Here is a 21,768-nt window from a genome sequence, read left to right as displayed (position 1 = left end):
AGCCCGACGCGCGCAGCTCCGGCTCAGCGCGGCTCGACGCCCGCGTGGACCAGCCCGTAGATCGCCGAGTCGGTGAGCGCCTCCCAGGCCGCCTCGATGAGGTTGGGCCCGACGCCGACCGTCGACCACGACGTCGAGCCGTCGGTCGTCTCGATGAGCACGCGCGTGATGGCGTCCGTGCCCTGCTCGGTGTCGAGGATGCGCACCTTGAAGTCGATGAGCTCGAACACCTCGATCTCCGGGTAGACGCGCCCGAGCGCGAGCCGCAGCGCGTGGTCGAGCGCGTTGACGGGGCCGTTGCCCTCGCCCGTGGAGACGATGCGCTCGCCCCCGGCGTGCAGCTTGACGGTCGCCTCCGCCGTCGCCTCGGTGCCGCGCGACCCGGCGCGCTCGACGATCGTGCGCCAGCTCTCGACCCGGAAGTACGGCGGGCGCTCCCCCGCGATCTCCTCGCGCAGCAGCAGCTCGAACGACGCGTCGGCGGCCTCGTACGTGTAGCCGCGCGCCTCGTCGTCCTTGACGCGGTTCGTCACGCGGGTGAGGAGGTCGCCCTGGCCCGACAGGTCGAACCCGAGCTCGCGGCCCTTGAGCTCGATCGACGCCCGGCCCGCCATGTCGGAGACGAGCATGCGGATGTCGTTGCCTACCGCCGTCGGGTCGATGTGCTGGTACAGGTCCGGGTCGACCTTGATGGCGCTCGCGTGCAGGCCCGCCTTGTGCGCGAACGCGCTCGCCCCGACGTACGGCTGGCGCGCGTACGGGGAGATGTTCGTGATCTCGCTGATCGCGTGCGAGATGCGCGTCGCCTCCTCCAGGCCCTCGCCCGTGAGCGTGCGCACCCCGTGCTTGAGCTCGAGGTTCGCCACGACCGTGAGCAGGTCGACGTTGCCCGTGCGCTCCCCGTACCCGTTCACCGTGCCCTGCACGTGCGCGGCGCCCGCCTCGACGGCGGCGAGCGTGTTCGCGACGGCGCAGCCCGAGTCGTTGTGCGCGTGCATCCCGAGCAGCGCGTCCCCCGGCAGCGCGTCGCGCCCGTGCGGGAGCCCGACGGCGTCGCGCAGCTCCGCGACGGTCTCGGCGACCCACGTGGGGAGCATGCCGCCGTTCGTGTCGCACAGCGCGACGACCTCGGCGCCCGCCTCGAACGCGGCCTGCACGGCCGCGCGCGTGAACGCCGCGTCGTACCGGTAGCCGTCGAAGAAGTGCTCCGCGTCGACGACGACCCGGCGCCCCTCGCCCACGAGGAACGCCACCGTGTCGGTGATCATCGCGAGGCCCTCGTCGGGCGTCGTGCGCAGCGCGCGCTCGACGTGCCGCACGTCGGACTTCGCGACCAGCGTGACCACCGGCGCCTCGGAGTCGACGAGCGCCCGCACCTGCGGGTCGTCCCACGCGCGCAGCCCGGCCTTGCGCGTCGCGCCGAACGCCGCGAGCACCGCCCGGCGCAGGTCGAGCTCCTTCGCCGCGCGACGGAAGAACTCGGTGTCCTTGGGCACGGCGCCCGGCCAGCCGCCCTCGATGAAGCCGACGCCGAGCTCGTCGAGCAGCGGGGCGATGGCGAGCTTGTCGGCGACGGAGAGGTTCATGCCCTCCTGCTGCGCGCCGTCGCGCAGGGTCGTGTCGTAGACGTGGAAGACCCGGGGCTCGTGGGGGCCGGTCCCGGGGGTCGTCGCCGAGGTCATGGTGCCTCTTCCTGCCGTTCGTCGTGTCGCGGGCGTCGCTGCGCCCGCCCCTGCGGTGCGTCTCCCGACGCCGGGCGGGGCCCTCGTGAGGCGGTGGGCCCGGCGTCCGTGCCGCCGGGCGGAGGTGGTGCCCAGCAACAAAAAAACCCCCCGAGGGTGCGGGAGGTCTGCGCGTCCGGTGGGTGCTACCGGGCGCGCTACTCGATAATGAGCTGGGAGACGAGGTGTGTCACAGGGCACATGGTGCCACAGGTTCCGCCAGGATGGACCAGAGCGTCCATCCACTGAGCCGCCCGCCGCCCGTCGGCGCGACGGCGACCGAGCGAGGAGTGACGATGAGCGACCCGACCCCGGGCGGTTACGACCCGCAGAACCCTCCGACGCGGCGCTACGGCCAGCCGCCGGTCCCCCCGCAGTCCCCGCCCCCGGCGATCCGCCCGACGGACCCGCAGGCCCAGTTTCCCGAGCCCCGCACCCCGGTGAGCCCGGCGGACCCGCGCCTCACGGTCGAGGCCGGCCGGTTCTGGGCGGGCGCCGCCGCGACCGCGCTCGTCGCCGCCCTCATCGGGCTGCTCGGCGTGATCATCTTCGAGCGCATCTTCGCGATCACCCTCGTCCCGCCGCCCGACCTCTTCGCCACGGGGTCGCGCCAGGCGGCGTGGGCGATCGACGGCACGATCCTCGCGCTGCTCGCCGCCGGGGTGCTGCACCTGCTCATCCTCAGCACGCCCCGGCCGCGCGCGTTCTTCGGCTGGATCATGGCGCTCGTCGTGGTGGCGATCGCCGTCCTGCCGTTCGCGTGGTCGAGCGACGTCACCGCGGCGGCGCTGTCCGGGCTCATCAACCTGCTCATCGGCGTCGCGGTGTGGTCGCTGCTCGCGGGCGTCGCGGGGCGGACGATCGTCGCGCGGCCCGCGCCCGTCGTCTGACCTGGAGCACCCGGGCGCGCCAGCCGCGCCGCACGCCGGACGACGACGGGGCGCCCCTCCCGCGGGAGGGGCGCCCCGTGTCGTGCCGGCCGGCTCGGGCGAGCCGGCGCTCAGGCGAGCCGGCGCAGCCAGCCGTGGCGGTCGGCGGCGCGACCGGTCTGGATGTCCGTGAGCTCGGTGCGGATCGTCATGGTCAGCGAGCCCGCCTCGCCGGTGCCGATCGTGTGGTCGAAGTCCGAGCCGGCGAGCCGGCCGATCGGCGTGATCACGGCGGCCGTGCCGCACGCGAAGACCTCCGTGACGGAGCCGTCCCGGATCCCGGCGAGGACGTCGGTCAGCGGGATGCGGCGCTCGACGACCTCGTGCCCGCGGTCGGTGAGGAGGCGGATGATCGACGAGCGCGTCACGCCCTCGAGGATCGAGCCGCTGAGCTCCGGCGTCTCGACCGAGCCGTCGGCCTTGACGACGAACACGTTCATGCCGCCGAGCTCCTCGAGGAAGGTGCGCGTCGCGGAGTCGAGGAAGCACACCTGCTCGCACCCGTGCTGCTGCGCGACCACCTGCGGGAGCAGGCTCGAGGCGTAGTTGCCGCCGCACTTCGCGTCGCCGGTGCCGCCCGCGCCGGCGCGGCTGTACTCGCGGTCCACCCAGATGGACACGGGCTTCACGCCGCCCGAGAAGTACGGGCCGACGGGCGACGCGATGACGAGGTACTCCGCCTCGAGCGACGGGCGCACGCCGAGGAACGCCTCCGAGGCGTACATGAACGGGCGCAGGTAGAGGCTCGCCTCCTCGCCCGACGGGACCCAGTCCACGTCCGTGCGCACGAGCGCGGTGATCGAGCCGACGAAGTCGTCCACCGACAGCGCGGGCAGCGCGAGGCGGTGCGCCGACCGGGCGAAGCGCGCGGCATTGGCCTCGGGCCGGAACGTCCACACCGAACCGTCGGCGTGGCGGTACGCCTTCATGCCCTCGAAGATCTCCTGCGCGTAGTGCAGGACGGCGGTCGCCGGGTCCAGGAGGAGCGGGCCGTACCTCTCGATGCGGCGGTCGACCCACCCGTCGGTCGAGTTCCAGCTGATCCGCGCCATGTGGTCCGTGAAGACGGTGCCGAACTTCGGGGCCGCGATGGCGGCCTCGCGCTCGGCGGGCGGCGTCGGGGAGTCCGTGGGGCGGACGTCGAACAGGGCGACGAGGTCCTCCGCCGAGGAGGACGGCTGGTGCTGCGCTGCGAGGGTGCTCATCATGAGGCCTTTCACCTGGCGACCCGGGTGGTCTCCGCCTAGTTTTCCACGCCGGTGCGGCTCGTGCGGGGATCCGCGCGAGGGCACGACGACGCGGGGCGCCACCGGGTCAGAACGGGAGGGATCCGGTCCTGGGGCGATGACGACCGAGGTGCGGGGACTGCGGCGAACCGGTGCCCGGGCCCGCGAGGGGCCCGTGACGGCGTGTCAGCCGGCGACGCGAGCGGCGAGCTCGCGGCCCACCTCGGCCGTCGAGCGTACTCGGCTCCCCCGCTCGGCGAGGTCGGCGGCGACGGCCGCCTCGACGCGCCGCGCCTCGTCGCCGAGGCCCAGGTGGTCGAGGAGCAGCGCGACCGACAGCACCGTGGCGGTCGGGTCGGCCTTGCCCTGCCCGGCGATGTCCGGTGCCGAGCCGTGCACGGGCTCGAACATCGACGGCGCGGTGCGGTCGGGGTTGATGTTCGCGGACGCGGCGAGGCCGATCCCGCCCGTGATCGCGGCGGCCTGGTCGGTGAGGATGTCGCCGAACAGGTTGTCGGTGACGATCACGTCGAAGCGCGAGGGCTTCGTCGTGAGGAAGATCGTCGCGGCGTCGACGTGCAGGTAGTCGGTCGTGACGTCGGGGAACTCCGCGTTGACGGCCTCGACCGTGCGACGCCACAGGTGGCCCGCGTGCACGAGGACGTTGTGCTTGTGCACGAGCGTGAGGTGCTTGCGCGGACGCGCCTGGGCGCGGGCGAACGCGTCGCGCACGACCCGCTCGACGCCGAACGCCGTGTTGAGGGAGACCTCGGTCGCGATCTCGTGCGGCGTGCCGGTGCGCAGCGAGCCGCCGTTGCCGACGTACGGGCCCTCGGTGCCCTCGCGCACGACGACGAAGTCGATCTCGCCCGGGTCGGCGAGCGGCGACGTGACGCCCGGGTACAGCTTGCCCGGGCGGAGGTTGACGTAGTGGTCGAGCGCGAAGCGCAGCTTGAGCAGCAGGCCGCGCTCGAGGACGCCGGACGGGACGCTCGGGTCGCCGATCGCGCCCAGGAGGATCGCGTCGTGCCCGCGGATCGCGTCGAGGTCCGCGTCGGTGAGCGTCTCCCCCGTGGCGTGCCAGCGGCGCGCACCCAGGTCGAACGGCGTCGTGGAGACCTTCACGTCCGAGCCGGCCACGGCGGCCTCGAGCACGGCGAGCCCCTGCTCGACGACCTCGGTCCCGATGCCGTCGCCGGCCACGACTGCCAGATCAATGGTGCGCGTCATGCCGGCGAGCCTACGCCGCGCCGCCACCCTTCGGGACGGTGGTCTCACGTCTCGGACGGGCGTCGAGTTGCGTTCCGCGCGCAGCCGGTCCACTATTAGTAAACTTTCCTAAAGCCCGTCGAAGGACCGACCATGACCGCGCCCGCCACGTCGAGGGTTCCCGGCACCCCGGGGCTCCTGCGCACCATCAACGACCGCGCGGCCCTGGAGCTCCTCCTCGACGTCGGGCCGCTGACCCGGTCCCAGATCGGTGACCGCACCGGCGTCTCGCGACCGACCGCCTCCCAGATCGTCGCACGGCTCGAGCAGTCGGGACTCATCGAGCCCACCGGCTCCGTGCAGGGCGCGCGCGGCCCCCAGGCCACGCAGTACGCCGCCCGGACCGACGTCGTCGTGGGACTCGCGCTCGACGTCGTGCCCGCCGGGGTGCGCGCCAGCGTCGTCGACGCGCTCGGCCGCACGCTCGGCGAGACGACCGTCACCGCCGGTCCCGAGCGCTCGGCAGCCGCCGACGTCCTCGCCGCGCGCGACGAGGCCTGCGCCGACGCCGGCATCCCCGTCTCCCGCGTCGCGACCGCGGTCGTCGGCGTGCAGGCCGCCGTCGCGCCGCGCACCGGCGACATCGCCCTCGTCGGGGAGCTCCCCGGCTGGCCGCGCCGCGGGCTGCGCGCGCACCTCCAGGACGCGCTCGGCATCGACGTCCACGTCGAGAACGACGTCAACCTCGCCGCGATCGCCGAGCGCGACGCCGGCCGCGACGAGGAGAGCTTCGCGCTGCTGTGGCTGGGCGAGGGCATCGGCATGGGCGCGTGGCTCGAGGGCCGCGTGCACCACGGCACCGCGGGTGGCGCCGGTGAGATCGGCTACCTCCCCGTCCCCGCCGCCGGCATCGACGACTCGGTCAACGTGCAGGACCTCGTCGGCGGTCTCCGCCTCGTCGAGCTGTGCGCCCGCGCGGGGGTCCCCGGCATCACCGAGGAGGGCTCCTCCTACGGCGACGCCGTCGCCGCCCTCGCCGCGCACCGCGACAGCACCGCGGTGCACGACCTCGTGCAGGACCTCGCGCTCCGCGTCGCGATCGTCCTCCAGCCCGTCGTCGCCATCCTCGAGCCGGACGCCGTCGTGCTCGGCGGGCCCACGGGCGTCGCGTGCGGCGCGCCGCTCGCCGAGGCGACCGCCGCCGTCCTGCGCGGCACCGACCAGCGGACGGGAGCGGTCGTCGCGAGCGCCGTCCCCGAGCTCGCCGTCCTGCGCGGCGCGCGCTCCGTCGTCGCCGAGGACGTGCGCACCCTCCTGCTCGCCGCCGCGGGACGACCGGACCACCCGGTCGTCGCGCCCACCGTCCCGGGGTAGTCCTCTTCACCTACCTCGCGAGCGGTGGCCGGCCGACCGTGGCACGGCCGGCCACCGCTCATCCTCGCCGCGCTCAGCGCGGGTAGCGCAGCTCGAACCGCTCGCACACCAGCGACATGTCCGGCGCGAACTCGCGCGACAGGACGCGACGGAAGTACTTCTCGTGCTCGACGCGCCACGACTCCAGCGACCGGTCGTCCTCGCCCTCCGCGTGCGCGAAGTCCGCGTCGACGTCCTCGAACGCGACCACCTCGACCGACGTCGTGCGGATCAGCGCGCGCGGGTGGCCCGCGCCGTCGAGCAGGATCGACAGCTCGCCGACGCGCGGCACCGCCTCGCCCGTCTCCTCGTACTCCCACAGGGCCGACGACGTCGCCGTCTTCTCCTCCGTGAGCACCGCCATGAGCAGGTCGTCCGCCAGCGCCGGGTTGTCCCCGAACGACCACGCCGGAGGCGGCACGCTCTCGGACACCGTGGTGCCCGTGACGACGCCGAGCCGCGCCATGCCCGCGCTGGGCCGCGCCAGCTCCCAGAACGCCAGGATCTCCGCCGCCCGCTCGTCCACCGTCACGTCGTCCGTCACCGGGTCTCCCTCGTCCGCCTGTCGGGTCATGCCCCCATCCTGGCGCACAGGGCCGCGCACCACCCGCACCGCCCGCCCACCGGTCGTCGGCCGGTCGCGACGCGACGACGAACGGCCGGCCGGGCCGGTGGGACGACGAAGGGGTGGGTGACCCCTGTCGCGCGACAGGGGTCACCCACCCCCAGAGGTGAGCCGAGCTCAGAAGTCGAGGATCAGCGTGCGGCGCTGCCCTCGGTGTAGTCGGCGTCCTGCTGCTTCCACGCGAACAGCGACCGCAGCTCCTTGCCGACCTTCTCGATCGGGTGCTGCGCGGCCTTCTCGCGGAGCGCCGTGAACTCCGGCGCGCCCGCGTCCTGGTCGTCGATGAAGCGCTTGGCGAACGCGCCCGACTGGATGTCGGCGAGGACGCCCTGCATGTTCTCCTTGACGCGGGCGTCGATGACGCGCGGGCCGGAGACGTAGTCGCCGTACTCGGCGGTGTCCGAGACGGACCAGCGCTGCTTGGCGATGCCGCCCTCCCACATGAGGTCGACGATGAGCTTGAGCTCGTGCAGCACCTCGAAGTACGCGATCTCCGGCTGGTAGCCGGCCTCGGTCAGCGTCTCGAAGCCGTACTGGACGAGCTGCGACACACCGCCGCAGAGCACGGCCTGCTCGCCGAACAGGTCGGTCTCGGTCTCCTCGGTGAACGTCGTCTTGATGACGCCCGCGCGCGTGCCGCCGATCGCCTTCGCGTACGACAGCGCGACGTCCCAGGCCTGGCCCGACGCGTCCTTCTCGACGGCGATGATGTCCGGGATGCCGCGGCCCGCGACGAACTCGCGACGCACCGTGTGGCCCGGCGCCTTCGGGGCGACGAGGATGACGTCGACGCCCTCGGGGGCCTCGATGTAGCCGAAGCGGATGTTGAACCCGTGCGCGAACGCGAGCGTCTTGCCCGTGGCGAGGTTTGGCTTGATCTCGTCGTTGTAGATCGAGCGCTGGTGCTGGTCCGGCGCGAGGATCATGATCAGGTCGGCCCACGCGGCGGCGTCCGCCACGGACTTGACCTCGAAGCCCTCGTCCTGGGCCTTCGCGACGGACTTGGAGCCCTCGCGCAGGGCGACGACGACCTCGACGCCCGAGTCGCGCAGGTTCTGGGCGTGCGCGTGGCCCTGGCTCCCGTAGCCGACGATCGCGACCTTCTTGCTCTGGATGATGGACAGGTCGGCGTCGTCGTCGTAGAACAGCTCAGCCACGATGGATCTCCTCGGTTCTTCGTTGCGGTGCAGGGGTCTGTTGCGGTGTCGCGCGGAACGGCGACCGGTGCGCGCCGACGCCCACGGGGGTCTCGGTGCGAGGGTAGGCGATGGTCAGGCGGAGCGGACGACGCGTTCCAGCGCGCGGTCCGTGATGGAGCGGGACCCGCGCCCGACGGCGACGGTCCCCGACTTCACGATCTCGCGCACGCCGTAGGGCTCGAGGGCCCCGAGCAGCGCGTCGAGCTTCTCCCCCGTGCCCGTCGCCTCGATGGTCACGGCGTCGGGGACGACGTCGACCACCTTCGCGCGGAACAGGTTGACGACCTCGAGCACGCCGGTGCGGTGGGCGCCGTCGGCACGCACCTTGACGAGCAGGAGCTCGCGCTGGACCGACGCGGACGAGTCGAGCTCGACGATCTTGATGACGTTGACCAGCTTGTTGAGCTGCTTCGTCACCTGCTCGAGCGGGCGCTCCTCCACGTCGACGACCACGGTGATGCGCGAGATCTCCTCGTGCTCCGTGGGGCCGACGGCGAGGGAGTGGATGTTGAAGGCGCGGCGGGCGAACAGGCCCGCGACGCGCGTCAGCACGCCGGGCTTGTTCTCGACGAGCACGGAGAGGGTGTGGCGGGACATCGGTCAGTCCTCCAGGGACAGGGGTCGGATCGGGGCTGCATTGCGCTGCAGCCGAGTGCCTTGCTTCGCTGCGGCCCTCAACCTCCGCTGCATTCCGCTCAGTCCTCCCGGTCCCAGGCGGGCGAGATGCCCCGCGCGTACTGGATGTCGTCGTTGCTCACACCGGCGGCGACCATCGGCCACACCATCGCGTCGCGCGAGACGTTGAAGTCGATGACGACCGGACGGTCGTCGATCTCCATCGCGCGCTTGATCGCGGCGTCCACCTCGCCCATCGACTCGACGCGGATGCCCTCGCACCCGTACGCGTCGGCGAGCTTGACGAAGTCGGGCACGCGCGCCGTGCCGTGGCCGGTGTGCAGGTCCGTGTTCGAGTAGCGCTGGTCGTAGAACAGCGTCTGCCACTGGCGCACCATGCCGAGCGAGCTGTTGTTGATCAGCGCGACCTTGATGGGGATCTCGTTGATCGTGCAGGTGGCGAGCTCCTGGTTGGTCATCTGGAAGCAGCCGTCGCCGTCGATCGCCCACACCGTGGCGTCGGGGCGTCCGACCTTCGCGCCCATGGCCGCCGGGATCGAGAAGCCCATGGTGCCGAGGCCGCCGGAGTTGAGCCACGTCCGCGGGTGCTCGTAGCGGATGAACTGGGCCGCCCACATCTGGTGCTGCCCGACGCCCGCGACGTAGATCGACTCGGGGCCCGAGATCTCACCCAGGCGGGAGATGACGTGCTGCGGGGCGAGGTGGCCGTCGTCGGGCTCCGTGTAGCCGAGCGGGTACGTCTCGCGCCAGTCGTCGATCTGGCGCCACCAGGCCTCGACGTCCGGCTTGCCCTTGGCCTCGTGCTCACGCTCGAGCTCCGGCAGCAGGTCGGTGATGACCTCCTTGAGGTCGCCGACGATCGGCACGTCCACGTCGCGGTTCTTGCCGATCTCCGCGGGGTCGATGTCGGCGTGCACCACCTGCGCGTGCGGGGCGAAGCTCGACAGCGCGCCGGTGACGCGGTCGTCGAAGCGGGCGCCGAGCGACACGACGAGGTCGGCCTTCTGCAGCGCCGCCACGGCCGGCACGGTCCCGTGCATGCCGGGCATGCCGAGGTTCTGGGGGTGCGTGTCGGGCACCGCGCCGCGCGCCATGAGCGTCGTCACGACGGGCGCGCCCGACAGGTCGACGAGGCGGCGCAGCTCGGCCGACGCGTTCGCGCGGATCACGCCGCCGCCCACGTACAGGACCGGGCGGCGGGCCGTCGCGAGCAGGCGTGCGGCCTCCTTGATCTGCTTGCTGTGCGGCTTCGTCACCGGGTGGTAGCCGGGGAGCTGCACGTCCTGCGGCCAGGAGAACGTGGTGCGGGACTGCATCGCCGACTTCGCGATGTCGACGAGCACCGGGCCCGGGCGGCCGGTCGAGGCGATGTGGAACGCCTCGGCGATGGTGCGCGGGATGTCGTCCGGGTCGGTGACCAGGTAGGAGTGCTTGGTGATCGGCATCGTGATGCCGACGATGTCCGCCTCCTGGAAGCCGTCGGTGCCGATCATCGACTCGGCGACCTGGCCCGTGATCGCGACGAGCGGGATCGAGTCCATGTTCGCGTCGGCGATCGGGGTCACGAGGTTCGTCGCGCCCGGGCCCGACGTCGCCATCGTGACACCGACACGTCCCGTCGCGTGGGCGTAGCCCTGCGCCGCGTGGCCGCCGCCCTGCTCGTGGCGCACGAGGATGTGGCGCAGGCGCTGGGAGTCCATGAGCGGGTCGTACGTCGGGAGGATCGCACCACCCGGGATGCCGAAGACGACCTCGGCACCGGCCTCCTCGAGCGAGCGGACGATCGACTGCGCGCCCGTCATCTCCTCGCCCGTCGGGGCGCCGTTCGAGGCGCCGGCCGGGCGAGCCGTGGCTGCGCGCCGGACGTCGCCGCGCGGGGCGACCGACGCGGGTGTCGGGGCGGGCTTCGGCGCCGCGGCGGGCGCCGGGGCGCCCTGTCGCGGAGGTGCCGGGGTGGGACCCTGGGCCATGGTGTCTCCTGCGTGTCGTGGCCTCGGCCCGGCGGGCGCCCCGTGGGGCGCTCCGCCGGGAGCCGGAGCCGACCGTGGTGGTGCGGTCGTGCTGGTCGCGGTGTGCGGGTGCCGGTCCTCGCGGGTCTCGCGGGTGCGGCGCTCGCGGTGGCCGGGTAGGCCTGCCGCGGTCTGTCTGCCGTGCTGATGGCGTTGTGGTGGCAACAAAAAACCCCTCGAACCCGGGATGCCGGGCTGGACGAGGGGTGAGCGCGCTGACGAAGCCTGGTGGCGTGGCCTCAGCCGGCGCGCTCAGGAAGTACTACAAGGAGGATCGTCTGCACGTCTGGGACTGTACGCCCATGTCCCGGTGATGTCACGTGTCGAGGCGGCCGTCTCACGCACTGGGACGTGCGGCGCGCGGCCCGGTGCGCCGGAGCACCCGCCCCTCCCACGGCTCCAGGTGCCCGACGGCGCCCGGCCGGGCGCCGTCGTCGGCCCGCCCGGGGTGCGTGGTCACGAGGACCGACGCCTCCTCCCAGCCCGTGAGCGTCCCGGTCGGGACGTCCTGCGGGACGCCGCCGACGTTGACGAGCACGAGGAGCTCGTCCCGGACGGTCGTGCCGTCGGGCCCGGGCGCGTCGAGGGCGCGCGTGAACGCGTAGACCGCCTCGTGGTCGGGCAGCAGCATGCGGAAGTCGCCGAGCGCGACGACCGGCTCCTCCCGGCGCAGCGCGACGAGCCGCCGGTAGAAGTGCAGCACGGAGTCCTCGTCGGCCCAGGCGGCCTCCGCGTTGATCGTCGTGTGGTTGGGGTTGACCTCGAGCCACGGCGTCCCCGTCGTGAAGCCGGCGTTCGCGCTCGCGTCCCACTGCACGGGCGTGCGGGCGTGGTCGCGGCTCGCGTGCGCGAGCACGGCGAGCATCTCGCCGTCGGTCCGCAGGCGCGGGGCGCCCGTGCGACCGGTGAGCTCGCGGAAGTACCCGAGCGACTCGACGTCCTGGTACTGCTCGATCCGCGTGAACGGCGCGTTCGTCATGGCGAGCTCCTCGCCCTGGTAGACGTACGGCGTGCCGCGGTGCAGGTGCAGCAGGAGGGCGAGCGCCTTCGCCGAGGCGACGCGGTGCTCCGGGGAGTCGTCGCCGAACCGCGAGACGACGCGCGGCTGGTCGTGGTTGTCCCAGTAGAGGGCGTTCCAGCCCCGGTGGGCGAGGCCCGCCTGCCACCGGCCGAGGGTCGCCTTGAGGTCGGCGAGGTCCCACCGGACCGGGTCGTAGCGGGTCGCGCCGTGGTCGATGCCCATGTGCTCGAACTGGAACACCATGTCGACCTCGCGACGGTCCGGGTCGGTGTACCGCACGCCGTGCTCGACCGTCACGCCCGGCGTCTCCCCCACCGTGAGGATCTCCCGGCCCTGGGCGAGGTACGGCGCGAACACCTCGCGGTGCATCTCGGCGAGGAACTCGTGCACGCGCGGGCCGTCCGTGTAGTGCGGGCTCCCGTCCCCGTACGTGCCCCAGTGCACCTCGCCGTCGGGCAGCGAGCCGTCGGGCGCGACGTCCTTGGAGATGAGGTTGATGACGTCCATGCGGAAGCCGTCGACCCCGCGGTCGAGCCACCGCCGCATCATCGCGTAGACCGCCTCGCGGACGTCGGGGTTCTCCCAGTTGAGGTCCGGCTGCTTGGTGTCGAACAGGTGCAGGTAGTACTCGCCCGAGGCCTCGTCGAACCGCCACGCGCTGCCCCCGAAGAACGAGCGCCAGTTCGTCGGCTCGGCGCCCGGGGCGCCGGGCTCCATGCCCTCGCGCGCGGGGCGCCACCAGTACCAGTCGCGCCGCGGGCTCTGCGCGGACGAGCGCGACTCGACGAACCACGGGTGCTCGTCGCTCGTGTGGTTGACGACGAGGTCCATGACGAGCTTCATCCCGCGCGCGTGCAGCCCCTCGATCAGGGTGTCGAGGTCTGCGAGCGACCCGAACAGCGGGTCGACGTCCTCGTAGTCGCTGATGTCGTAGCCGTTGTCCGCCTGCGGCGACCGGTACACCGGGGACAGCCACACGACGTCGACGCCCAGCCGCTCCAGGTGGTCGAGGCGTCGCGTGATCCCGGGGAGGTCCCCGATGCCGTCGCCGTCGGTGTCCTGGAACGAGCGCGGGTACACCTGGTAGACGACCGAGCGCGTCCACCAGGGGGCGTCACCGGGCGTCTCGGCGCCGGGCCACCCGCCGCGGGGCAGGGGGTCCGGGGTGGGTGCGGACGAGGTCATCGCACGGCTTCCTCTCAGGTCAGGGGGTCCTGGTCCCAGCCTGCCCGACGCCGCGCGCCGCGGCGACGCGACGGGCGGCGTCCGTGAGGACGTCGACGTCGTCGACCCACTGCTCGACGGTCCCGACGCCCGGTGGCAGCGCCTGCACCACCGGGTCCTGGATCGCGGAAGTCACCACGTCGGCCACCGGCCCGAGCCCCCGGAAGGGCCGGTCGAAGAACGGGACGACGACGTCGGTCACGGTCGGGAGGCCCACCTCGCCCTGGAGGTCGTGCAGGGTCTCCAGCCCTCGGCACAGCGCCGCCTCGCGCGCCCGCCAGTCGTCGGCCGCGAGCGCCTCCGCGAGGTCGGGCGCGGCGGCGGCGGCACGCGGGAGCGCGGCGAACGTCGTCCCGAACCACTTCGCGTACGGCGTCCAGTGCCGCTCGAGCAGGAAGCCGAGGTGCATCGCTGCGCGCGCGAGGCGGGCGGCGACGACGCGCGACCCGAGGTCGTCGCCGCGCTCCGCCGTCCGGCCGACGAACGGCAGCTCCTGCCCGATCCGCGCCCAGTCGACGGCGACCGCGTACCGCCACAGGTCGTCGGGATACCAGGCGAGGCGCTCGCGCGCCGCGGTGACCTGGCCGCCGGTGTCCACGAACACCGGCCCGGCCGTCACCTCGAGGACCGCCTGACCGGTGAGCGTGAGCCAGTCGTCGACGGCGAGCGGTCGCGTCGCGTCGACGCCGAGGCGCGACGTGACGAAGCCCGACGGCGACGCGACCTCGACCTGGTGCGGACCGTGCGGGCTCCACGTGGTCGGGAACCGGGTCGGGTGCCCGGCGAACGTGTCGGGCAGCGCCGCGCCGAGCAGCGCGTCGACCTCGTCGACCATCGGCTCGTCGACCAGCAACGTCAGGCGCAGACCCCAGTCGTGGTCGCGCGACGTCGCGTCGTCGAGCCCGAGGACGTCGGACCCGCTCCCGAGGCGTCCCGCCGCGTGCGGCAGCCCGGGCCAGCGGCCGAGCAGGATCGGCCCGACGACCTCGTCGTAGTAGCGCCGCGCGAGGTCGGTCCCGGTCTCCACCCGGGCAACCTAGCGGGTCGGCGTCACGACACCCAGGGCTTTCGCCGCTACCACCGCTCGGCCCCGACGAAGCTCGTGGGAGCCGGGTCGACGCCCAGCACGTCGCGCAGGACCGCGAGGTCGTAGGTGCGTTCCATCGCGAGGTGGCTCAGCGCGTACCAGGTCAGGCGCGGCGGCTCGGGGCGGCGCAGCCGCCGGGCGACCGTCTCGACCGCGCCCGCGAGCGCCCAGGCGGGGCGCACCGGGACGGCGACGACCCGCACGGCGGTACCGCGGCGGCGCAGCGCGTCGGCGAGCGCGTCGCGCAGCACCACCGGCTCGGCGTCGGCGACGTTCGCGACGAGCCACCCCGGTGTGGGCCCTCCCTCGCCGCCGGGCGCGCGGGCCGCGGCGTCGGGCAGCACGACGGCGGCGCGCACCGCGGCGAGCAGCGTGTCCACGTGGGTCAGGGACTGGAGCACGCGTCCGCCGCCGGGCAGGACGAGCCGTCCGCCCCGTACGGCGGCCTCGACGCGCGGCAGGAGCGTCGTGTCGCCCGGCCCGTAGACGGCGTGCGGGCGCAGCACGACGACAGCGCCGCGGTCCGGGTGCCGCGCGACGTCGCGGGCCAGCGCGCGTTCGGCCTCTGCCTTCGTCGTGCCGTAGGCGTCGAGGTACCGGGCGACCGGCGCCTCGTGCTCGCGGGCGCGGACGCTCGGGCGGTACGGGTCGTACACGCTGCCTGACGAGACGTGCACGAACCGGGCGTCGGGGAACGTGTCGCGGACCGCGAGCGTCCCGGCGACGTTCGTGGCGCGCGCGACGTCGAGCGCGCACCAGTCGGACACGGCGGCGCCCGCGTGCACGACGGCGTCCACCGTGGGCGGGTCGGCGAGCGGACCGGTGGTGAGGTCCCAGGCGAGGTGCCGGGCGCCGTCGACCGCCGGGTCGCGGCGGGAGGACGTCCAGACCTCGTGGCCGTCGGCGACCAGCCCGCGCGCGACCGCTCCGCCGACGAACCCCGACGCCCCGGTGACGACGACCCTCACGCGCGGGTGCCGGGCGTGTCTCGGCCGACGGCGGCCGACTCAGCGGGCACCAGCGGCGCGGCGGGCGCGCTCGGCGCGGCGGTCTCCAGCGGTGCGGCGGGCACCAGCGGCGCGGCGGCGCGCGAGAGCGCGGCCCGGTCGGGCTTGCGCGAGCGACCGGCGAGCGGCACGCGGTCGGCGTGCAGCACGACGTCGGGCAGCGCGTCGTGGTCGAGAACGCTCGGCAGCGCGGCGCGCACCCGGTCCACGAGCGGGTGGTGCGGGTCCAGATGCACCGCCGCACCGGCGTCGGGCCGAGGATCGGTCCCGGCGCCCGCGTCCGGCCGAGAGTCTTCCGACGCCGAGGTGACGACGAGCGCGACCCGCTCGTCGCCGTCCACCTGGGGCACCCCCACGAGCAGCGCCTCGCCGACGCCGTCGAGCGCCGCGACGCGCGGCTCGTAGAGGCCGGGGTAGATGTTCGTCGTGCCGCGGATGATCATGTCCCGCGTGCGGCCGACGAGGACGAGCCGCCCCGCGTCGTCGAGGCGCGCGAGGTCGCCGGTGCGGTGCTCTGCGGCCCGTGCGCCCGCGCCCCGGGCGGGGGCGTCGAGGTCGTGCAGGTAGCCCGCCATGAGCGACGGCCCGGACAGCACGAGCTCCCCGACGTCGTCGCGGCCGGGCTCCGCTACGGTGTCACGGCCGACCTCGGGCTCCTCCTCCTCGACCGGGTCGAGCCGCACGACCGTGCCGGGCAGCGGCGCGCCGACGAGGTCGCCGTCGCCCGCGTGCGCGAGCTTCTCGCGGGCCTCGACCACCGCGACCGGCAGGATCTCGGTCATCCCGTACACCGCGACCCACCGCGTGCCGGGCAGCACGCGCGTCGCGCGCTCCAGGAGCGCGCGGGTCACGGGAGCGCCGCCGACGAGCGCGACGCGCGGCCCGTGCGCGGGCACCGCCCCGGCCTCGATCGCGTCGAGCAGCGCCGTGACGTCCGCGGGCACGAGGTACGTGCCTGCGACGCCGTCGAGCTGGCGCGCGAAGGTCGTGATGTCGGGGCCCGGCGGGTCGGCCGGCACGGACCACGTGGCGCCCGCCAGCAGCGCCGGGACGCCGAGCAGCATCTGGTCGGTGTGCACGACGTCGCCCGGCGCGAGCGCGAACACGTCGCGCAGCAGGTCGCACCCGGCGAGCAGCGACCCGGCCGTGTGCACGACGGCCTTCGGCTGCGCCGTCGTGCCGGACGTGAAGACGGTGAGCGCCTCACGGTCCGGATCGAGCGGCGGTAGCGCCGCGCGGTCGACCGGGCTCGCGGCGAGGCGGCGGGCGGCGCGCGAGCCGCGCGGCACCCCGGGGAGCCACGGGCCGGCGTGCACGTGCCGCAGCGGGAGGCTCGCGTAGTCGGGCAGGAGCAGGCCCCGTGACCGGGCCAGACGGCGCAGCGGCCCGCGCGAGACGGCGTAGAGGAGCGACTCGGTCGTCGCGAGCGACGGCCCGGCCGCGCCCACGCGCGCCGCGAAGAGCTCGGGCGTCGAGCCGGGGTCGACGAAGACGACGGTCCCGCCCGCCCGGACGACCCCGAACGCGAGCACGACGCCCTCCGGCCGGGGCCGCACCGAGAACAGGGCGCGGTCGCCCGGCGCGAGGCCGTCGGCCGCGAGCGCCGTCGCGGTCGCCTCGACGCGCCGCGCGAGGTCGGCGTACGAGGCCTCCTCGCGCACGCGCGCACCGCGGCGGCCCGGCCGCGTCCAGCGCCGGAGCGCGACCGCGTCGGCGGACGCGTGCCCGGCGGCCCCGCGCGCGAGGATCGGGGCGAGCAGGTGGCGGGGTACGGCGTCGGGCGCGGTCATGCCGCCTCCCCCGCCGACGACGCGGCCGATCCGGCGACCGGGCCCGACGCACGCACCTCGCCGCCGACCGCCCGCACGACGAGCGAGCGGTACGCCGGGATGAGCACCCCGCGGGCGACGGCGCGGTCGGTGACCTGAAGGCTCCGACCCGCTGCGGCGACCGGGCGCAGGGCGTCCAGGACGGCGTCGACCTGGGCCGTCGCGAGCGGCATCCCGAGGCAGAAGTGCGGTCCGGCGCCGAACCACAGGTGCCGCACCACCGGGTCGACGGGGGCGTCCGGGTCGAAGGGGCCCGCGTCCTGGCAGCAGGAGATCGTCGCGATCACGACCCGGTCGCCCGCGCGGACGCGGACGTCGCCCACGGTCGCGTCGGCGCGCACCGAGCGCAGCATCGCGGGCGTCGGTGCCGTGACGCGCAGCGCCTCCTCGACGACGCGGCCGCGCAGCGCCGCGGCCTCCGGCCCGGCGCCGGGGTCGGCCCCGAGGAGCCGGTCGAGCCAACCGGTGTCCGCGGTGAGTGCCACGAGGCGCGGCACGAACGACTGGATGGTCTCGGTGCCCGTGAGGACGAACGCGCCGACGGCGCCGAGCGCCTCCTCCTCCGAGAGCCCGAGCTCGCGCATGCGCCCGGGGACGGTCGCGGGGTCCCCCGCGCGGTACGCGTCGCGCGCCGGCGCGGACAGCCGTGCGAGGACGGCGCGCGCGTGCCGCACCTGGCTGGGCGTGAGGCTGCGCCGGTGCAGGCGCACGAGCCCGACCACGGACTGCGCGGCGGTCATCGCCTCGCGGACGGCGGCGTCCGTCGGGGGCAGCCCGGTCATCGCGCAGACGACCGTCCCGGCCATGGTCGCCGTCTCCGCCACGAGGTCGACGCGCTCCCCCGCGAGCAGCCGCGGAGCGAGGCCCGCGAGGACGTCGGGCACGCTCACCGCGACGAGGTCGCGCACCGCGCGGGGCGTGAAGAGACCCGACAGCGCCCGGCGCAGGCGCGCGTGGTCGGCGCCCTCCATGTTGAGGAGCACGGACGGGCCGAGCACGGGCGTCCACAGGTCCGACGGCGACCCCGGGCCCACCTTGGAGAAGTGCTCGGTGTCGAGCAGCACGGCGCGCGCCGTCGCGGCGTCGGACACGACCACCCCGATCCCGGGGACGCGCACGACCGGGCCGCGGTGCCGCAGGGCCCGGATCGCCGGGTAGACGAGCGGGTGCGCCCCGCGCTGGACCCGCTCCTCCCAGCGCATCGCCGCGGCGAGCCCGGCGGGTGCGGGGGCGAGCGCCGTACCGGTCATCGGATGTCCACGAGCTCGGGCCGGTAGCGGTGGTCGGCGTACCAGCCGAGCGTGCGGACGAGGCCCCACGCGTGCGCGCGGCGTGTCGAGGCCCGCACGACGACGTCGCGGTGCGCGCCGTACCGTCGCGTGAGGCGGCGCACCGCGTTGACGAGCGCCCGGTCCTCGTGGACGTCCTCGATCGCGGTGCGCGGGAACCCGCCCGCCGCCTCGTACAGCGCCGCCGTGATCGCCATGTTGCAGCCCGGCGCCATGACGTAGGGCCCGAGGTAGGACGGGTCCTGGTTGCCGGGGCGGAAGCGCCCGAACGTGCTCGCGACGCTCACCGCCGCGGAGAGCACGCCCTGCTGGACGCGCGAGACCGGGCGGTCGTCGGTGCGCGGCACGAGCCGTCCCGCGACGAGGTCGTGCCCGCTCGCGAACGCGGCGCGCACGCGTCGGGTCCAGTCGGGCAGCGGCAGGCAGTCGGCGTCGGTGCGCGCGAGGTGCGTCGCGCCCTGCGCGATCGCCGCCCGCATGCCCGTGTCGGCCGCCGCGCCCGTGCCCTTCTGCGGCTCGTCGACGACGCGCCACCGCGTCATGCCCCACGCCGCCGCGGTCGCGCGCACCAGGTCGCCCGTGCCGTCCGACGACCCGTTGTCCACGACGACGAGGTCGAAGTCCGTGTCCTGCTGGTCGCGCAGCGCCTCCAGCGTCGCGACGATCCCGTGCGCCTCGTCGCGCGCGGGCACCACGACGGCGAGCCGCTGCGTGCTCGTCACTCCTCGCGTGAACCGCCGGGTGCTCACAGCCGCACCACCGTCGCGCCGATGCTGATGCCGCCCGCGAGGCCGACGAGCACGACGACGTCGCCCGGCCCGACCCGACCTGTCTCGAGCGCGGTCGCGAGCTGCAGCGGAAGCGTCGCGGAGGCGACGTTGCCGTGGTCGGCGACGGTGACGAGCGTGCGGCCGGTCGGCAGGCCGAGCGCGGCGTGCACGTCGTCGAGGTAGGCGACGGCGACCTGGTGCACGGCGACGAGCGCGACGTCGTCCCACGTGAGCCCCGCACGGCCGAGCGCGTCGAGGACGACGCCCGGCCCGAGCGCGAGGAACGCGTCCCTCAGCCGCGACCCGTCGATCTCGAAGTAGGTGCGCTCGAGGTCGCGCGGGTGCGCGGTGCCGCCCCCGGGGAGCATGCCGACGTCCCAGTGCGTCGACTCGGCGCCGAACGCGCTCGCGAGGATGCCGCGAGGCGCGGGGGCGCCGGAGCCGTCGCGCGCGTCGGCCTCCGCCGCGGTGGCGCGGCGCACGAGGACGGCGGCCCCGGCGTCGGACATGGTGTAGCCCGGGGCGGAGAGCAGGTAGGTCGCGCGGTCGGGAACGTCCCAGCGCACGGCGCGCGACGGCGCCTCCCCGCACGCGACGAGGACCGTCCCGTACCGGCCCGTCGCGACGAGCGCCTCGGCGACCTCGATCGCGTTGAGCACGGAGTTGCACGCGTTCTTGACGTCCATGACGGGCGCCCGGACCCCGAGCTTCGCGGCGACGATGTGGCTCGTCGCGGGCTCGACCATGTCCTGGCTCGCCGACGCGAAGAGCAGCAGGTCGACGTCGTCGGGCGCGAGGCCCTGGGTCGCCAGCAGCTTCTCCGCGGCCGCGACGGCGAGGTCGGAGGCGTCCCAGTCGTCGGGGAGCACGTGGACCTGCCGCACGCCCGTGAGGCGCGAGACCATCGGCACGCGCGGCGCCGCGCCCGGGTTGCGCTCCGCGAGCGCGCGCTCCGCCTCGCGCACGTCGACCACGCGCTCGGGCAGGTGGACCCCGACGGCGGCGATCACCGCCGCGGGACGCACGGGTGCGGACCCGGGGGCTACCGGGCGGGGTGGGTTCTCTGGCACGCGCGACACAGTAGCCAAGCAGACCCCCTCGGACGGCGGTCGTCCACAGGTTCCGATGGGGTGAAGTGCCCATCCCCGGACGGCGGCGCGGCAGCCCCGTGGCCCTACCGGTGCGCCACACTGACCCCGTGACTGCGACCACGACCGGACCCGTGCCCACCCGCGAACGACGTCGCGCCCTGCCCACGACCCGGCACGAGCTGCAGGTCCTCGCCGCCGCGCGCCCCGCGATGGCCGGCGTGCTGCTCGTGGGCGGCGCGCTGACCGGGCCGCGTCCGGGCGGAGGGCTGCGCCGGGTCCCGGGCCTCGGGTGGGTGACGGCCGACCCGACCGTGGGTCGCCGCATCCTCACCGACCACCGGCACTTCACGATCGTCGGCGAGGGCGGGGTCGGGCACCTGTGGGCCCAGATCCTCGGCGACTGGGTCCTCGACCTGTTCGACGGGCCCGGCCACCACGACCTGCGCACCCGCTCGCGCGAGCTCTTCACCGAGACGAGCGCCGTGGCGCTGGTCGACGGCGCGTGGTCGCTCGCGCTCGACGACGCGCGCCGCACCCTCGCCGCCGGCGGGACGGTCGACGTCGGACGGCTCGCGCGCGTGCTCGTCGGCCGGATGATGATCTCGCTGCTCGGCATCCCGTCCCCGGCGGCCACCGGGGCGAGCTCAGGGGCGGGCTCAGCGCCGGGCTCAGCGGCAGGCGCCGGGACCGGTGCGACGCCGGAGGCCGTCCCGACGGACGACGACGCCCTGGCGGCCTTCGCGACGGGCGAGCGGCTCGCGTCGATCGCGCTCGGGAGCGCCGGCTCGACGTACCTCGCGCCGGGCCAGGTCGCCGCGGCGCGGGAGATCGTCACCGAGCTGACCCAGGGCGTCCCGGACGGGTGGCGGCACGCGCCGTCCGACCGCCTGCTCGGCCGGTGCCGCGAGCTCGGCCTCGGGCTGGAGGAGACGACGGGGCTCGCGAGCCTGCTCATGGTCGCGGGCACCGAGACGTCGGCGTCCGCGATGGCCCGCACCACGGCGCTCCTGATCGACACGGGCGAGCAGCACCGCCTGCTCCGGCTCCTGGCCGACGAGCGCGCCCACCCCGTCGAGCGGGCGGCCGGCGAGCCGGACGCCGTCGAGAACGCCGTGCGCGAGGGTCTGCGCGTGACGAGCCCGGCGTCGGTGATCGGCCGGGGCGTGTCGGCCGACGTCGAGGTCGCGGGCCGCACCCTGCGCGCCGGGGAGCGCGTCATGATCCTCACGTGGGCGGCGAACGCGGCGGCCGGGCCGTTCCGCGCCGACCGCCCGTACGTGCGCGAGACGCGTCAGCTCTGGTTCGGCGCGGGGCGCCACCTGTGCCTCGGCGCCGCGCTCGCCCGCGCCGAGATCGCCGCGCTCCTGCACGCGCTGTTCGACGACGGCGCGCTCCTGCGCGTCGTCTCGCGCCGCGCCAAGCGGCGGGTCCTGGTGCCCGGCTACGACGAGCTCGTCGTCGCGCGCGCCTGACCCGCAGGCCG

General features: G+C 74.9%; 17 protein-coding genes. 3 read left to right on the top strand and 14 right to left on the bottom strand.

Annotation, left to right across the window (positions count from 1 at the left end; all coding sequences use genetic code 11):
• Positions 1-23: 23 nt before the first annotated feature.
• Positions 24-1,682 (bottom strand): citramalate synthase, encoded by a 1,659-nt coding sequence (gene cimA / locus MT994_RS18365; protein ID WP_354807428.1) that lies wholly within the window; start codon positions 1,680-1,682, stop codon positions 24-26.
• A 335-nt stretch (positions 1,683-2,017) separates the two neighbouring features.
• Here cimA and MT994_RS18360 point away from each other — a divergent pair, with 335 nt between their 5' ends.
• Positions 2,018-2,611, top strand: a complete 594-nt coding sequence (locus MT994_RS18360) for a hypothetical protein (protein ID WP_354807427.1) — start codon at positions 2,018-2,020, stop codon at positions 2,609-2,611.
• A 110-nt stretch (positions 2,612-2,721) separates the two neighbouring features.
• On the opposite strand, the gene MT994_RS18355 is transcribed toward MT994_RS18360, so the two are convergent.
• Together MT994_RS18355 and MT994_RS18350 are read right to left on the bottom strand one after the other, a co-directional pair.
• Positions 2,722-3,855, bottom strand: coding sequence for a branched-chain amino acid aminotransferase (locus MT994_RS18355; protein WP_031317075.1), 1,134 nt, complete (start codon positions 3,853-3,855; stop codon positions 2,722-2,724).
• A 207-nt stretch (positions 3,856-4,062) separates the two neighbouring features.
• Positions 4,063-5,106: a 3-isopropylmalate dehydrogenase gene (locus MT994_RS18350; protein WP_076405733.1), complete on the bottom strand. Its 1,044-nt coding sequence runs from the start codon at positions 5,104-5,106 to the stop codon at positions 4,063-4,065.
• 132 nt (positions 5,107-5,238) lie between these two features.
• On the opposite strand from MT994_RS18350, the gene MT994_RS18345 reads away from it, so the two are divergent.
• The gene (locus MT994_RS18345; protein ID WP_354807425.1) at positions 5,239-6,459 is read left to right on the top strand and encodes an ROK family transcriptional regulator; all 1,221 of its coding nucleotides are present in this window, start codon (positions 5,239-5,241) and stop codon (positions 6,457-6,459) included.
• A gap of 73 nt (positions 6,460-6,532) precedes the next feature.
• Here MT994_RS18345 and MT994_RS18340 read toward each other — a convergent pair whose 3' ends face one another.
• The 11 genes from MT994_RS18340 to MT994_RS18290 form a co-directional block, all read right to left on the bottom strand.
• Complete coding sequence (locus MT994_RS18340) at positions 6,533-7,072, bottom strand: ASCH domain-containing protein (RefSeq protein WP_354807424.1); 540 nt, start codon at positions 7,070-7,072, stop codon at positions 6,533-6,535.
• A gap of 182 nt (positions 7,073-7,254) precedes the next feature.
• The gene (gene ilvC, locus MT994_RS18335) at positions 7,255-8,280 is read right to left on the bottom strand and encodes a ketol-acid reductoisomerase (RefSeq protein ID WP_021481959.1); all 1,026 of its coding nucleotides are present in this window, start codon (positions 8,278-8,280) and stop codon (positions 7,255-7,257) included.
• A 114-nt stretch (positions 8,281-8,394) separates the two neighbouring features.
• Positions 8,395-8,919: an acetolactate synthase small subunit gene (gene ilvN, locus MT994_RS18330; RefSeq protein ID WP_021481958.1), complete on the bottom strand. Its 525-nt coding sequence runs from the start codon at positions 8,917-8,919 to the stop codon at positions 8,395-8,397.
• Between the two features lie 98 nt (positions 8,920-9,017).
• Entirely contained in the window at positions 9,018-10,928 is a 1,911-nt protein-coding gene (locus tag MT994_RS18325; RefSeq protein ID WP_061268746.1) for an acetolactate synthase large subunit, read from the bottom strand.
• A gap of 376 nt (positions 10,929-11,304) precedes the next feature.
• Positions 11,305-13,173 carry an alpha-glucosidase gene (locus tag MT994_RS18320; RefSeq protein WP_354807422.1) on the bottom strand — a complete coding sequence of 623 codons (1,869 nt, stop codon included), beginning with the start codon at positions 13,171-13,173 and terminating at the stop codon, positions 11,305-11,307.
• A 19-nt stretch (positions 13,174-13,192) separates the two neighbouring features.
• Positions 13,193-14,239: a DUF4037 domain-containing protein gene (locus MT994_RS18315; RefSeq protein WP_354807420.1), complete on the bottom strand. Its 1,047-nt coding sequence runs from the start codon at positions 14,237-14,239 to the stop codon at positions 13,193-13,195.
• A gap of 47 nt (positions 14,240-14,286) precedes the next feature.
• A complete protein-coding gene (locus tag MT994_RS18310) occupies positions 14,287-15,267 on the bottom strand; it encodes an NAD(P)-dependent oxidoreductase (RefSeq protein WP_354807419.1) in 981 nt (326 codons plus the stop codon).
• A complete protein-coding gene (locus tag MT994_RS18305) occupies positions 15,264-17,096 on the bottom strand; it encodes a class I adenylate-forming enzyme family protein (protein ID WP_354807417.1) in 1,833 nt (610 codons plus the stop codon). The genes MT994_RS18310 and MT994_RS18305 overlap by 4 nt, the downstream gene beginning before the upstream one ends.
• Positions 17,093-18,385 (bottom strand): cytochrome P450, encoded by a 1,293-nt coding sequence (locus tag MT994_RS18300; protein WP_354807415.1) that lies wholly within the window; start codon positions 18,383-18,385, stop codon positions 17,093-17,095. The genes MT994_RS18305 and MT994_RS18300 overlap by 4 nt, the downstream gene beginning before the upstream one ends.
• Entirely contained in the window at positions 18,382-19,146 is a 765-nt protein-coding gene (locus tag MT994_RS18295) for a glycosyltransferase family 2 protein (protein WP_194523028.1), read from the bottom strand. The genes MT994_RS18300 and MT994_RS18295 overlap by 4 nt, the downstream gene beginning before the upstream one ends.
• Positions 19,147-19,169: 23 nt before the next feature.
• Complete coding sequence (locus tag MT994_RS18290) at positions 19,170-20,264, bottom strand: ketoacyl-ACP synthase III (protein WP_240696671.1); 1,095 nt, start codon at positions 20,262-20,264, stop codon at positions 19,170-19,172.
• A 128-nt stretch (positions 20,265-20,392) separates the two neighbouring features.
• On the opposite strand from MT994_RS18290, the gene MT994_RS18285 reads away from it, so the two are divergent.
• Positions 20,393-21,757 carry a cytochrome P450 gene (locus tag MT994_RS18285; RefSeq protein WP_354807412.1) on the top strand — a complete coding sequence of 455 codons (1,365 nt, stop codon included), beginning with the start codon at positions 20,393-20,395 and terminating at the stop codon, positions 21,755-21,757.
• Positions 21,758-21,768 lie beyond the last annotated feature (11 nt).

Source organism: Cellulosimicrobium sp. MI9406, assembly GCF_040595865.1.
Classification (GTDB): Bacteria; Actinomycetota; Actinomycetes; order Actinomycetales; family Cellulomonadaceae; genus Cellulosimicrobium; species Cellulosimicrobium funkei.
This window is presented reverse-complemented; position numbering and strand designations above follow the sequence as displayed.